Annotated in this window: 16 protein-coding genes and 1 other annotated feature (1 of these 17 only partly in view); of the genes, 15 read left to right on the top strand and 1 reads right to left on the bottom strand. The window is 43.2% G+C overall.

Annotated elements, in window-relative coordinates; translation table 11 throughout:
• Positions 1–16 (bottom strand) — a binding site (T-box leader); it reaches 215 nt to the left of the window's first position.
• Positions 17–351: 335 nt separating this feature from the next.
• From PQG66_RS08785 to PQG66_RS08775, 3 genes are read left to right on the top strand one after another with little or no spacing between them, the layout of a single operon-like run.
• Positions 352–945 (top strand): type II CAAX endopeptidase family protein, encoded by a 594-nt coding sequence (locus PQG66_RS08785; protein WP_272037313.1) that lies wholly within the window; start codon positions 352–354, stop codon positions 943–945.
• Positions 942–1,394, top strand: a complete 453-nt coding sequence (locus tag PQG66_RS08780) for a hypothetical protein (RefSeq protein WP_272037312.1) — start codon at positions 942–944, stop codon at positions 1,392–1,394. Before PQG66_RS08785 ends, PQG66_RS08780 begins: the two co-directional genes overlap by 4 nt.
• A 23-nt stretch (positions 1,395–1,417) precedes the next feature.
• Positions 1,418–2,236 carry a metallophosphoesterase gene (locus PQG66_RS08775; RefSeq protein ID WP_272037311.1) on the top strand — a complete coding sequence of 273 codons (819 nt, stop codon included), beginning with the start codon at positions 1,418–1,420 and terminating at the stop codon, positions 2,234–2,236.
• Positions 2,237–2,295: 59 nt separating this feature from the next.
• Here PQG66_RS08775 and PQG66_RS08770 read toward each other — a convergent pair whose 3' ends face one another.
• Complete coding sequence (locus PQG66_RS08770) at positions 2,296–3,132, bottom strand: polysaccharide deacetylase family protein (RefSeq protein WP_272037310.1); 837 nt, start codon at positions 3,130–3,132, stop codon at positions 2,296–2,298.
• Between the two features lie 94 nt (positions 3,133–3,226).
• On the opposite strand from PQG66_RS08770, the gene PQG66_RS08765 reads away from it, so the two are divergent.
• From PQG66_RS08765 to PQG66_RS08710, 12 genes are all read left to right on the top strand, one after another.
• Positions 3,227–3,577, top strand: coding sequence for a hypothetical protein (locus PQG66_RS08765; protein ID WP_272037309.1), 351 nt, complete (start codon positions 3,227–3,229; stop codon positions 3,575–3,577).
• A 187-nt stretch (positions 3,578–3,764) separates the two neighbouring features.
• Positions 3,765–4,379 (top strand): genetic competence negative regulator, encoded by a 615-nt coding sequence (locus tag PQG66_RS08760; protein WP_272037308.1) that lies wholly within the window; start codon positions 3,765–3,767, stop codon positions 4,377–4,379.
• Positions 4,380–4,427: 48 nt separating this feature from the next.
• Entirely contained in the window at positions 4,428–5,126 is a 699-nt protein-coding gene (gene prsW, locus PQG66_RS08755; protein WP_272037307.1) for a glutamic-type intramembrane protease PrsW, read from the top strand.
• Between the two features lie 423 nt (positions 5,127–5,549).
• Positions 5,550–6,896 (top strand): germination protein YpeB, encoded by a 1,347-nt coding sequence (gene ypeB, locus PQG66_RS08750; RefSeq protein ID WP_272037306.1) that lies wholly within the window; start codon positions 5,550–5,552, stop codon positions 6,894–6,896.
• A gap of 143 nt (positions 6,897–7,039) precedes the next feature.
• Positions 7,040–7,696, top strand: a complete 657-nt coding sequence (locus tag PQG66_RS08745) for a flagellar brake protein (RefSeq protein WP_272038121.1) — start codon at positions 7,040–7,042, stop codon at positions 7,694–7,696.
• A 63-nt stretch (positions 7,697–7,759) separates the two neighbouring features.
• Positions 7,760–7,984 (top strand): hypothetical protein, encoded by a 225-nt coding sequence (locus PQG66_RS08740; RefSeq protein ID WP_272037305.1) that lies wholly within the window; start codon positions 7,760–7,762, stop codon positions 7,982–7,984.
• Between the two features lie 105 nt (positions 7,985–8,089).
• Positions 8,090–8,794 carry a (d)CMP kinase gene (gene cmk / locus PQG66_RS08735; RefSeq protein ID WP_272037304.1) on the top strand — a complete coding sequence of 235 codons (705 nt, stop codon included), beginning with the start codon at positions 8,090–8,092 and terminating at the stop codon, positions 8,792–8,794.
• Complete coding sequence (locus PQG66_RS08730) at positions 8,791–9,378, top strand: lysophospholipid acyltransferase family protein (RefSeq protein WP_272037303.1); 588 nt, start codon at positions 8,791–8,793, stop codon at positions 9,376–9,378. Before cmk ends, PQG66_RS08730 begins: the two co-directional genes overlap by 4 nt.
• 135 nt (positions 9,379–9,513) lie before the next feature.
• The gene (rpsA, locus tag PQG66_RS08725; protein ID WP_272037302.1) at positions 9,514–10,728 is read left to right on the top strand and encodes a 30S ribosomal protein S1; all 1,215 of its coding nucleotides are present in this window, start codon (positions 9,514–9,516) and stop codon (positions 10,726–10,728) included.
• 184 nt (positions 10,729–10,912) lie between these two features.
• Positions 10,913–12,235 (top strand): ribosome biogenesis GTPase Der, encoded by a 1,323-nt coding sequence (der, locus tag PQG66_RS08720; protein WP_272037301.1) that lies wholly within the window; start codon positions 10,913–10,915, stop codon positions 12,233–12,235.
• Between the two features lie 11 nt (positions 12,236–12,246).
• Entirely contained in the window at positions 12,247–12,870 is a 624-nt protein-coding gene (gene plsY / locus PQG66_RS08715) for a glycerol-3-phosphate 1-O-acyltransferase PlsY (protein ID WP_272037300.1), read from the top strand.
• Positions 12,863–13,903 carry an NAD(P)H-dependent glycerol-3-phosphate dehydrogenase gene (locus PQG66_RS08710; RefSeq protein WP_272037299.1) on the top strand — a complete coding sequence of 347 codons (1,041 nt, stop codon included), beginning with the start codon at positions 12,863–12,865 and terminating at the stop codon, positions 13,901–13,903. Before plsY ends, PQG66_RS08710 begins: the two co-directional genes overlap by 8 nt.
• Positions 13,904–13,987: the final 84 nt, after the last annotated feature.

Raw genomic sequence — 13,987 nt, 5'->3', positions numbered from 1 at the left:
CCATCATCGTGTTTTACGTGACTAATTTTTTTCATAATGTATCATGGCTTACACGGGCATGTCAATAGGCTTAATTGTTTTAATTTGAATGTAACGAATAAGCTCTCAGCGTTTGGTGAAGAGACTTCATTCTCTTTCTTCAAACCATCTGTGACCTTATAAAACGGTTTATCCATGTTGTTTCATGAAACGACCTTCACCATTGTAATTAAGTAATGATTTTGGGTTTAATGCGGGACTTAGGACAGGCCTTGAACAGCATTGGTTTTTTGGCTATCATTTAGTATAATAACGGATTGGTCAATGAACTAAATATCTTCATCAAATAACTTAAGAGGATAGACGCATGCAATGAAAAACAAAAAAATTCCGAAGTTTAAAATCCAAAAGGCCGAACCTCAGCAATTAACCGAACGATTGCTATTAATCAACCTCTACTTTACCCAAGGCCTGACGTTGATTATAGGGATTGTATGGGTTTTGTTGCAGAAAAGAAATGTATTTGAAGTTCTGGCCTGGCCAGAACATTATCAATTTTTATGGTGGGCCCTTGGACTTGCAGGTATTATGCTAGTCATGGATTTGGTAATGTCTTATGTCATTCCTCAGGAAAGCATGGATGATGGAGGTATTAACGAACTGCTGTTTCGCGGTCGCCCAATCTGGCATATTGTATGTATAGCGGCTATGGTAGCTGTATGTGAAGAGTTGCTCTTCCGTGGTGCTATACAACATGCGATTGGTCCCTATTGGACTAGTATTTTATTTGCAGCTATTCACATTCGTTATCTTCGCCACTGGATTCCAACAGGATGGGTGTTTTTATCGAGTTATGGCCTGGGCTTTATTTATATTCAGTCCGGGACACTTTGGGCACCTATTTTGTGTCATTTTATCATCGACCTGATATCCGGGTTAGCGATACGTTTTCGGAGGGGATCATGAATCAGCCATTAAGCAGGATGAAAACATATGGCAGTCAGCGTCAACGTCACCTGGACAAAAAAGAGAAAAACGGGAGACGGACAGTTTCTCAGTCGAGTCTAGTTCCTGAAGTGGCAGCGACTGCCGAGAGCGTTGGTCTTCCAACGATTACTTCAGTTACGGTACCGAAGTCACGAGGGAAATCCAACACAGCGGCTCTGGAAAGCCCAGTTTTACCGCAGCGAGCACCAAGCCGCTCTAAAAAAACCACTAATCACAATGAAAGTTCAGTTTCCGTGGCCAGTTCATTACCAACTCGAACCGAGTTACATCCTTCAAGGCGTTTGAGATTGAGTAAAAAGTTTGTAAATTCACTCATTTTTATCTTTATTATGCTAACGGTTGGTTTGGTGTGGTGGGGAATTAAAGGTGCGCCTCCTTTAAATACATTCCTGCCTGTACCGTGGTAATGTTTGTTATCATTGGTTTAACTATGTTGGCCGGGGCTGTAATGCTCCTGTTACATATGTGGCGTGAGGCTCATACTTATGTAGTATCAGAGGATGAGGTAGAGCTGGTACATCTTCCTACATCATTTGACGGAGCCACGATTCTATACTTGTCCGATACACATGAGCGACTGCTAAAAATCAACGATGTAGAGAAATTTAGAGGCAAGGTTGATTGGGTGCTTATCGGGGGTGATGTAGCCCAAGAGGGGATTTCCTGGTCAATCGTTAGACAAAATATGAGTCTTTTGTCGAGTCTGGCACCTGCATTTGTAGTATACGGAAATCATGATAAAAAAGCGGGCACGGCTTACCTGTCAAAACTTCTAGAAAATTCTAACATACAGCTTCTTCAAGACAAGTCAGTTTTTTTGCACAAGGGAAAAGAACAAGTTCAGCTGGTTGGACTAGACTATCGTTCAAAACAGGGACAACTACTGTTCCAGAAAAATAGAGAACAAGGGCGGCGAACGAAAGAGGGAAATTCCACAATTGTGTTGGTCCACGATCCTTTGGACGCATTGAGATTAGATCTTGATGTGGATTTGGTATTAAGTGGACATACTCATGGAGGGCAAATGGTCTTGCCATTGTTAGGGCCAATTTTCCTGAACAAAGCTTATCGTGCCGTATCAAGCGGCTGGTTTTCCTTGAAACGCAGTATGGAAGATAAAAGGGATGGCAAAATGCTCGTTAGCCGAGGATATGGAACGAATCACCTTCCACTGAGGCTATGTTGTCCCGCAGAGATTCATCTCATTACATTACGTATGCCCACAGCCAAAAGCCCGGATCACTTATAGATCCGGGCTTTTTACTATCCTCTGCACTCTTCACATTAGCGAAGTTTAGTACGAGTGAATTAACGGGTCTTCAGCTCGATTTCACGCGGATCTACAAAGGAATACCCTTTCTGCTCAAGCTGCGTTAATAAATCGTCCAAAGCTTCGGCAGTCCAAGGTAGTTCATGCATTAAAATATTGCTTCCAGGATGAAGCTGATCTAAAACGTTCTGGATTACTTTATCGGGTTTGTTTTTAGTGCTCATATCCCAGTCAAGTGATCCGTTTGACCAAGTCATATATAATAAACCTGCTTGTTCGACAGCATCCTTAAGTTTGTCATTTCCGGAGCCGTAAGGAGGTCGGAAAAATTGAGGTTCGACTCCTATCGTTTCTTTCACAATTTTTTGAACGTCAATTATCTGTTTAGTAGCTTCGGAGATTGGCATTTTCTTCAAATCATCATGATTCCAAGCGTGATTGCCAATGATTTGCCCCCGATCATGGATCATTTTTAATAAATCAGGTTGTTTTTTAACACGATCTCCATTCACAAAAAAAATCGCTTTAGCATGATGTTTGTCCAAGGTGTTGATAATCGATGTAATCAATTTTTCTTCCTTAGGTCCGTCATCGAAGGTAAGTAAAACGACTTTTTTGGGCCGGGATGCATCGATAGGTTTTATTACATAATTGGAGTTCATATAGAACGCCTTATCGACAATTTCTTCCGAAACAGGTTCATCCAAAGTTTGTGTAACTGAAATAGATTTTGATTCTGGATTGGTCTCTTCAGCACTTGGTTTAGATACCGATTCTTCCTGTGATATTGAATCATATGCAGACGGATTCTGGGGACTGCAAGCAGACAAGAGAAAACTTAGCATTAGCAATAGTGATACGATTGGTTTCAACATTACTTCAACTCACTTTCCTGTATTTATACGGAATGATATCGAGTTCCTTAGCAAACACTACGTTTGATTCTAACACTTAAAGGAGGTTGGTGTAATGAAGGCGTCATCCTTTTTTTGGGGGATTGTCGTTGGCGTTGCAGCCAGTTCTTGGCTAGCAAAAGGCAAACTGCCCATGTTGTCTTCGAATTCTTCGCGGAACGTTGTTGACCAAGCTAAACATAAAATGATGGAGATGACTTTCCCCGGCATGGATAGTTTCAGCGGTAAAGCGGATCATCAGAGCGAACATCAACAAGCGGTATCCAAAGTCAGCAAACCGATTTCGCCAAAAGAAAAAGAAGAGAACATGAATATGCTCAAAGACTTTATACGTTCCAATCCAGATGTGAAACATGAGGTAGAGCAAATTTTGACCCAAACGAATACAACAATACCGGGTCTATAAACCGAAGTATCCATTAAGAATCATCCACATCTTGATTTGATGTGGATCGATTCTTTTTTTTGTTGATTTTACTGCGTGCATTTACAGGTATAAAATGATAACATAACTACATAGATTTATTTTCAGCACATATTGTTTTGTGCTTCATAATCTGTTATAAGACTTGCTTATAAAGGGGAGATCCTGTATGAAAATAGAACGACTAAGTCACGATAAGATACGGATTTTCCTGACCTTTGACGATCTGAGCGAGCGCGGAATACAAAAAGAAGATATGTGGCAGGAGTTACCGAAGGTACATGAACTGTTCACTGAAATGATGGACCAAGCTTATTCTGAACTTGGCTTTGATGCTACAGGTCCACTGGCTGTTGAAGTATTCGCACTTCCCGCTCAAGGGATGGTTGTCATTGTTACTCGTGGAAAATACGATCCGCAGCAATATGGTTCAGGTCATGAAGATGATCTTCCTGAAGAAGTATATGAAATGGAAGTTACATTGGAGCAAAGTGACTCCATCGTATACGTATTTAAGGATTTTGAGGTGCTGATTGAAGCCGCTCATATGTTACGTGAACATGTTACGGATGCGGGAAAACTGTATTCTTATAAAAATAAATGGTTCTTACATTTCGAACCGGAAGATGTGGATACCTCGAAACATGCGGCATTAATTGCTCTGCTCGCTGAGTTCGGGGAAGGTTCTTCTGTCACTCCGGCAATGATGGAAGAGTACGGAAAAGTAGTTATTCCTGAACAAGCGATTGATGTGATTTGCACTCACTTCAAACGTCAGGACTAAATAAACTCCGAGTTCAAACGCGTCACTAGTCAGGAGGAGGGAATTTCGGTGCTTTTGTTTTCGGTTCTAGCTGCAGCAGTAGCTCCGGGTCTCGCCTTGTTAACATACTTTTATCTTAAAGATCGGTATGATTATGAGCCACTTCACTTGATACTAAGAGTATTCCTAATGGGCATTCTGATTGTTCTACCCGTTATGATTATTCAACGTGGCATGATGTTGTGGCTCGGTGACAATCCACTTCTGGAATCAATTTTGATCTCAGGTGGGGTTGAGGAGTTTGTTAAATGGTTTGTGATTTACCATATCATATATAACCACACCGAATTTGATGAGCCTTATGATGGAATTTTATATTCCGTTGCCGTATCTTTGGGTTTTGCTACGGTGGAGAATGTATTGTATGCTATTGCGGGTAATGCATCGGTATCGACCATGTTTCTTCGGGCGCTTCTTCCTGTATCAGGCCATGCCATGTTTGCCGTAATCATGGGATATTATATGGGCAAAGCGAAATTTATTGCGGATACGAAGAAAAAACGCTGGTATCTCAGTTTGTCTCTGATTCTGCCATTTTTCTGGCATGCTTTGTACGATGTCATTATGAACATGATGGTGAATCACTGGATATGGTTCATTGCGCCTTTGATGGCCGGACTGTGGTATGGAGCAATTGGTAAAATCACGCGGGCTAACAACCGTTCGCCATTCCGTTTCGTGAAACGGGAGGAAGAGGTTAAATTATAAAAATAGGGACACACTGGGGAATATAGAGCGTTTATAACGCATGCCCCGGTGTGTTTTTTTGCTGTGTACATAAACCCGGGGGTAACAAGACATGAAACGGGGATAACGGATGACAAGAATCAAAATTAAAATCAGATGCAAGCAATGTGGTGAACGTTTTACGTTAAGAGGCAAGAAAGAGAGAGGGAGGATTGAGACTGGATTCAAACAATGCCTTTGTGATAACAAAGATCAATTTGATATTGAAGAAGAGGGCATGGCCTCAGGCTTTCCATTGAACTAAGTGATAGAAGGCAGTACTTAGTTATTGAGTTTGATACCGACTTCGAAAGGCAAAATTCGTACTGACTGGAAATCGCATGCATAAGAGGTCTTTCTTCGATCCACAATAAGAGCAGTGATCAGAAGAAAGGAGAATCAACCGTGTATAAACGATTAAGTTCAGTAATGTTTCCAATATTTGCAGTTCTCCTAATTGGTGCACTAGTGTGGGGCTATCAGGAGAATCAGGAGAAAAATGCGATATTGATTAAAGCGGAGAACCAATATCAGCGTGCATTTCACGATCTTTCATTTCACATGGACAAATTGCATTCAGAGATTGGTAACACACTGGCTGTCCATTCAAGTTCACAAGGCATGCATCGCAAAGGGCTCATGAATGTTTGGAGGCTTACGAGCGAAGCACAGAATGAAATTAATCAATTGCCACTGACCATGCTCCCGTTTAACGAGACAGAGGAGTTTCTCTCTCGGATCTCAAAATTTGCCTATCATGCTTCGATGCGTGACTTGACCAAAGAGCCGCTTAATGAAAAAGAAATGAGCAATCTAAAGACGTTGTATCAAAATTCTTCGGAAATTAATAAAAATCTGAAGGAAGTGCAGCAGAAAGTATTGTCTGACCGTCTTCGCTGGATGGATGCCGAGACCGCAATGGCGGCTCAAGAACAGACGAATGATAACTCGATTGTTGACGGTTTCCGTACGGTAAACAAAAAGGTACAGGAATATCCTGAACTGGATTGGGGTCCTTCGGTGTCGAATGTCTTTGCCAAGCGTTCTGTGAAGCAACTAAGCGGTCTGCCTGTATCCAAAGAACAAATTCAGCAGAAAGCAGCCAAATTTTCGGGTGTAGACAGCAGCATAATTGAGGTTCAGGAGAACGGTAAAGGAACAGATTGGGAATCCTATACTGCGACAGTCCAACATGACAGAAACGGTAAATTAATGATGGACTTCACTCGCAATGGTGGAATGCTTATTTCATATAGTGACACACGAACAGTTGGATCCAAAAAAGTGTCCCGACAAGAGGCAATGAAGCAAGCGGATCAGTTTCTTGTGAATAAAGGTTATAAAGATATGAAAGCTGTCAACTACGATGAGTTCGGTAATTTAGCCAACCTTACTTATGTGCGGAAACAAGGAGATACATTAATATACCCAGAGAAAATGTCTGTGCGTGTTGGTCTGGATACGGGTGAAGTTACGGGATTCCAGGCAAGTGACTACGTCTATGAGCATAGCACGAAACGTCAGATTCCCAAACCGAAGCTTACGGCCGAGCAGGCACGTAAAAAACTTAATTCCGATTTTAAAGAGAATTATGTCCGTAAATCGTTAATTAAGAATGACTATAGCAAAGAAGTGCTTTGCTATGAATTCGGGGGACGAATCAATGGTTCTCGTTACCGGATCTATATTAATGCGGATACAGGAATGGAAGAAGCCGTTGAAGAAATTAAACCGGTTAACGCCTCCTCTTAGGTTCAACATTATGTGAATTCTATAAGAACATTTAAAAACAGGCCATTCTATAGGTCTGTTTTTTCTTTGTTCCATGTGAATGAGGTCATGGTATAATAGTCCTAGTGATGAAGAAGTTAAATACATAAGCGGCGGTGAATGGATTGTTTCCTAAAATAAATGAAGTATTACATATTCAAATCGCATCAGCTGATGAAAAGGAAGAACAAAAAGAATACAAATCGCGTATTGCAGATATGGATCATAACAGCTTTTTAATTGAAGTTCCGATGCAACAAGGGAATATGGGCTCTTTGAAAAGACTGTTTTTAGGAGAAGAACTATCCATATTTTATATAAACGAGGACGGGGTCCGGCATTATTTTAACACTTACGTGACTGGGTTTGAAGAAGATGTTGTGCGTCTTGTTCGCATACGAAAACCCCTTCCAGAAGAGATATCCAAAATTCAGCGGCGCAGCTTTCTTCGCGTACACGCCAGTCTTGAACTTGCACTTCAGTGTGAAGATCATACGCGAGCAGTGGCCTTGACTGAAGACATTGGAGGCGGTGGGTTATCTATATACATTGATCCTGAAATAAAAGTTCAGGAAGAACAAAAATTGAAATGTTGGCTGTTGGTACCTTACCGTAATGGTGCAATTGATCATGTACAATTTGAGGCTGAAGTGGTGCGCGTTAAAAAGCTGGAATCAGGACGTGAGCTGGGTATGTTGAAATTTTCACAAATCACGGATTCGGAACGTCAGAAAGTGATTAAATTTTGTTTTGAACGGCAACTGGACTATCGTATGAAATAATCGAAATTACGCATAGACTGTACGCGTTATGGACAATCTAAACCAAAAATGGAGATTGGTTCTATGAAAAAACGTCCTGGTACACGAAAGCATGAGCAATTTTATTACACGATTTCGCAACGTGTAGAAGGGAGAGCGCTTGCTCTGATTGCGACGCTTCTGGTCCTGGCTGTCATTTACCAGCTGTTACTGCTTGTTCCTGATTTGAAGAAAGTGATGACAACGATTGATCGGCTTGAAGGTACTCCGATTCACATGCAGAATATATACAAGGACCGGGTTGGCTGATTTGTCTGTTTTTGCATCCATGTGTAGAGTGTGGTATAATTTTCACGATGACAGGCAATGCCTGTTTTTTTATTGAGGTTTATCGTTTGAGGGAGGAATGCCCCGTTGGCAAGCCAGAACACATCAGATAACGGGAAGATGAACGTTGCAATTGACGGACCTGCTGGTGCCGGAAAAAGCACGGTGGCCCGATTGGTTGCAGAGGAACTCGGCTACATTTACGTTGATACAGGCGCAATGTACCGTGCAGTATCCTTACATATGATTCGGGAGAATATACCTCCGGATGATATGATTCAGGTACTTCAAGAAGCCCAGGACTTGGTTATAGAATTACAACCAGACCGGGGTGGACAGAAAGTGTTCTGTAATGGGAAGGATGTAACTTCAGCAATTCGCTCCCGTGAAGTAACTGGGATCGTGTCTCGATATGCGCAAATCGAGGGGCTGCGTACGCAATTAGTGAATACTCAGCGGCAAATGGCTTTGCGCAAGGGCGTCGTTATGGATGGGCGCGATATCGGAACAACTGTATTGCCCGATGCTGAAGTGAAAATTTTCATGACTGCCAGTGTACAGGAGCGTGCGCTTCGCCGTTTCAAGGAACTGGAACCATCCGATGACCTGACGTTGGAGCAACTGGAACGAGACATTGCCACCCGTGATAAACTGGATGAGAACAGGGAAGTTTCCCCACTGCGTTGTGCAGAGGACGCAATTGTCCTAGATACAACGAAGATGAATATCCGTGAAGTGGTTGACAAAATCGTATCTTATTGCACAATGGTCAGAGGAGAGAGCAGTCTATGATTTACACTTTTTGCAAAACAGTACTGCGGATCATGTACACCATTCTTTTTCGCCTGGAGGCAGTTGGACGGGAAAATATCCCGAAAGACGGCGGCGTACTTCTATGCTCCAATCATATCAGTAACTTTGATCCGCCAACCGTTGGCATCAAAATTCATCGCCAAGTGAGATTCATGGCTAAAAGCGAGTTGTTTGATGTTCCGGTATTAGGACCGATTATCAAAGCTGTAGGTGCCTTCCCTGTTAAACGAGGAGGGGTGAGCAAAGAATCCATCAAAACCTCACTTAATATTTTGCGTGACGGTGAAGTGCTTGGCATATTCCCTTCGGGTAGCCGACACAATGATGGGGGAATTGGTAAAAAAGGAGCAGCGAGTTTTGCTCTCCGCAGCGGTGCCACTGTAATCCCTACTGCTATTATCGGCAACTACAAGCTGTTTCGTAAGATGAAAGTAGTATACGGAGCACCGGTGAATTTGGACGAGTTCAAGGAAGACACTTCTGGAGATGCTCTGGAACGAGCGACCGAGAAGATTATGTCCAAAATTAATGAAATGGTGAAAACAGGCGTGCCTAGCAAATAAGGCAGTCTGCAGAGAATGCATGTTTCCATATTTTTGTGGAAAGCTATATCCAGTGCATTCGCATGAAAGTGTTTTGAACTCTGCTAAGGCAGGTTTGAATATAATGGGGTTTTTGAATTGAGGAGGGTATTTGACATGTCGGAAGAAATTAAAAATCAAGAAGCAACCCAAGATGAGTTGGATCAATTCGTTTCCTTGAAAAAAGGAGATACTGTAAAAGGAACCATCGTCAAATTGGAAGATAACCAAGCTTATGTAAGCATTGGATATAAATATGACGGTGTTATTCCAGTTCGTGAACTGTCTTCACTCCACGTAGACAGCGCGTCCGATGCAGTAGAAGTTGGACAAGAAGTTGAAGCTAAAGTACTTAGCATTGACGACGAGAAAGAAAAACTCGTTTTGTCCAAACGTGCGATCGACAGTGAAAACGCTTGGGAGCAATTGCAAAAGCATTTTGAAGACCAAGACGTGTTCGAAGTTGTTGTAGGCGATGTTGTTAAAGGCGGTTTGGTTGCAGACGTGGGCGTTCGTGGATTTATCCCGGCTTCCATGGTTGAGCGTCATTTCGTTGAAGACTTCAGTGACTACAAAGGCCGCACACTGCGTGTTAAAGTGAAAGAGATCGATCGTGAGAACAACAAAGTGATCCTTTCCCAAAAAGACGTTCTGGAGCAAGAATTCGAAGCAAACAAAGCACAAGTCATGGCTGGTTTGCAAGAAGGTCAAGTTATTGAAGGTACAGTTCAACGCTTGACTCAATTCGGTGCTTTCGTTGATGTAGGCGGAGTTGACGGATTGGTACACGTATCCGAGCTGGCTTGGACTCACGTTGACAAACCATCCGATGTATTGTCCGAAGGTGACAAAGTCAATGTGAAAGTGCTGAAAGTTGATCCTGAGAAAGGCAAAATCAGCCTGAGCATGAAAGCTGTTCAACCAGGTCCTTGGGAAACAGCTGGTGACAAATTCAACACAAGTGACATCGTAACAGGTGTTGTAAAACGTCTTGTTGATTTCGGTGCATTTGTTGAAATCGCTCCTGGTGTTGAAGGTCTTGTGCATATCTCACAAATTTCTCACAAACACATCGGCACTCCGCATGAAGTGCTGAAAGAAGGTCAAGAAGTTCAAGTGAAAATCTTGGACATGAATCCTTCGGAGCAACGTGTAAGCTTGAGCATCAAAGAAACAGAAGAAGCTCCTGCTCAACCACAAAAATCAGAGCGTCCAGCAAGAAACAACGCTCCACGCGAAGAGATCAACAATCCGAACGTTTCCTTGAACAATCAAGGCATGAGCACTACGCTCGGCGAACTGTTTGGTGACAAACTCAGCAAATTCAAATAAGTTAAACATGCATGGTTCTTAGTTATATACTGCATATTTTGCTGAATAATAAAAGCAAGATCGGCGAGCCCTAGCGGGTTCGCCGATTGTTGTTATTGCGAGAGTTTCGTTACGAAACGTTAGCCAAGAGATAGCTTTTTTGCTATGATGATTAACGTAAGTATGGACAGGAGGAGTGGAATGTATGGCAAGACCAGTTGTGGCAATTGTCGGCCGACCGAATGTGGGTAAATCCACCGTTTTTAATCGGATTATCGGCGACAGACTGGCCATTGTGGAAGACAAACCGGGCATTACCCGTGACCGGATCTATGGAATCGGTGAATGGAACGGAAAAGCATTCAGTATTATTGATACAGGTGGTATCGAGATAGATGGCGAGGACGTCATCATGAAATCCATCCGTATGCAGGCAGAACTAGCGATTGAGGAAGCCGATGTCATTGTATTTATGTGTGATGCCAAAGCGGGTATTACACAGTCTGACGAAGAAGTCGCTGAGATGTTATACCGATCAGGTAAACCCATTGTTGTGGCCGTTAACAAAGTGGACAACATTGGACGCAGTGAGCTGATTTATGAATTTTACGGTTTCGGTTTCGGTGATCCAATCGGGGTATCGGGCAGTCACGGTACGGGAATTGGTGATTTGCTTGATGCCATTGTGGAGAAATTGCCTGAACTTGAAGAAGAGACATACGATGAAGACGTAATTCGTGTAGCCCTTATTGGTCGACCGAACGTGGGTAAATCCTCACTAGTGAACGCCATTCTTGGTGAAGAGCGTGTTATTGTCAGCGACGTTGCTGGAACAACCCGTGATGCGATTGACACTCCTTTTGAAAAAGACGGCCAGCGCTATGTGCTGATTGACACAGCAGGTATGCGTAAGCGCGGTAAAGTATACGAGACGACAGAAAAATATAGCGTAATGCGTGCAATGCGAGCCATTGAACGTGCCGATGTCGTTCTGATTGTCATTAATGGCGAAGAAGGCATTATCGAACAGGACAAGCACATTGCAGGTTATGCGTACGAAGCGGGTAAAGCCTCTTTGTTTGTAGTAAACAAATGGGATGTCGTGGATAAAACGGATAAAACGATGAAGGAATTCGAAACGAAGATTCGAGACCACTTCCTCTTTATGACATATGCACCGGTTGTCTTTTTGTCCGCACTGACAAAACAACGCTTACAAAAGTTGCTGCCTGTGGTACAACGCGTAGCAGAACAGCACTCTTTGCGTGTTCAGACTCATTTACTTAATGACGTGGTATCGGATGCCGTGGCAATTAATCCGCCTCCAACTGACAAAGGACGTAGAATGAGAATCAACTATGTGACTCAGGTCGCGGTCAAACCACCGACAATGGTTATTTTTGTGAACGACCCAGAGTTAATGCATTTCTCATATGAGCGTTACCTGGAGAATAAAATCCGAGCAGCGTTCGATTTCGAAGGAACACCTATTCGCATATTTACTCGGAGGAAGTCCGACGAAGGTTAGGGGAGAAGTTTGTGATTTTATCAATCGCAGCGATTGTGCTGAGTTATCTGCTTGGTTCAATCAGCTTTAGTGTACTTCTTGCAAAAGCAATACGGGGGATTGATATACGTCAGCACGGTAGCGGAAATGCCGGGGCAACGAATACACTGCGTATTCTGGGCAAAGGGCCGGCTATCGCGGTTCTGCTGCTTGATGTGATCAAAGGTATTGCAGCAGTATGGATAGGCATATGGTTAGGTGATGGGTCTCCGTGGATTGCTGCATTCAGCGGTATCGCTGCCATTGCAGGTCATAACTGGCCGCTTTATTTCCATTTCCGTGGAGGAAAAGGCATTGCTACAGCGATTGGTGTAATGGCTAGCCTGGCCTTCTTACCTGCATTATATGCTGGGATCATTGCGATTCTGTCCATCGTTCTGACTCGTTATGTTTCACTTGGTTCTTTAATTTTTGTAGCATTAACTCCTGTTTTCATCCTGATCTTGCCCGGTTACTCCATGAGTATATTCTGGGGCAGTCTGATTATTTGTCTGTTTGCATTCTGGAGACATCGCACGAACATTGTGAAGCTCGCCAAAGGACAGGAAAATAAATTGGGATCGAAGAAGCCTGGAGGTGGAAAGCGCGTTGTCTAAAAAAGTTGCTGTACTGGTTGCTGGCAGTTGGGGAACTGCTCTAGCCAGTGTACTCGCCTCAAACGAATTGGATGTGGTGATGTGGACACGTAGTGAAGAACAGGCAGCCGAAATCAACATACAACATACCAATACAAGATATTTACCTGGTGTAGAGCTGTCTCCACGTATTCGGGCGACCAATAATATGGAGGCAGCAGTTTCAGGTGCAACGGCTGTGTTAATTGTTGCCCCTTCGTCTGCAATGCGTGCGGTAACACATCAGTTTAAACCTTTCTATAAACCAGACATGTTGATTATTCATGCAACTAAAGGGTTTGAGACAGAAAGCCTGAAACGGATGTCCACAGTGATCTCCGAAGAGCTTGAATGTGAAGAAGGACGAATTGTCGTATTGTCTGGCCCAAGTCACGCTGAAGAAGTTGTGAAACGCTGTCCAACAACCGTAGTTGTGGCCGCACTGGATAAAGCATCTGCTGAGGCAGTCCAAGGATTATTTATGAATGCTTATTTCCGTGTGTACACTAACCGGGATATGCTGGGTGTTGAACTGGCTGGAGCATTCAAGAATATTATCGCGCTTGGGGCCGGAATGTCGGATGGACTTCAGTTCGGAGATAATGCCAAAGCGGCTCTGTTAACTCGTGGCCTTGCTGAAATTACACGCATTGGCGTAGAGATGGGCGCTAATCCATTAACCTTCTCTGGACTGGCCGGGATTGGAGATCTAGTTGTAACGGCTACGAGTCAGCATAGTCGGAACTGGAGAGCGGGTTCCATGTTAGGCCAGGGTCAGAAGCTGGACGATGTGTTACAGTCCATGGGGATGGTAGTTGAAGGTATTCGAACAACACAGGCCGCCTATTTTATTTCTCAAAAATATGGTGTCCAGATGCCAATTGCCGATCAATTGTATCATGTGTTATTCCAAAACAGACAGCCAAGGGATGCGGTTGAAGCCTTGATGGGCAGGGACCCAAAAACGGAGATGGAAGTGATGAAGCTGGAGACTTGGGAGCAGTGGCATTCCTGAGTTAATCGTTTCAAATCGTTTGCGCATAAATGATGAAGCTTATTCACCTTTTCCACGACAGACTCATATGATACACATGAGTAT

The sequence above is a fragment of the Paenibacillus sp. JJ-100 genome, assembly GCF_948329825.1.
In the GTDB taxonomy this organism is placed as follows: domain Bacteria; phylum Bacillota; class Bacilli; order Paenibacillales; family Paenibacillaceae; genus Paenibacillus.
Note: the sequence above shows the minus strand (reverse complement) of the source record. Positions and strands in the feature narration are given on the sequence as shown.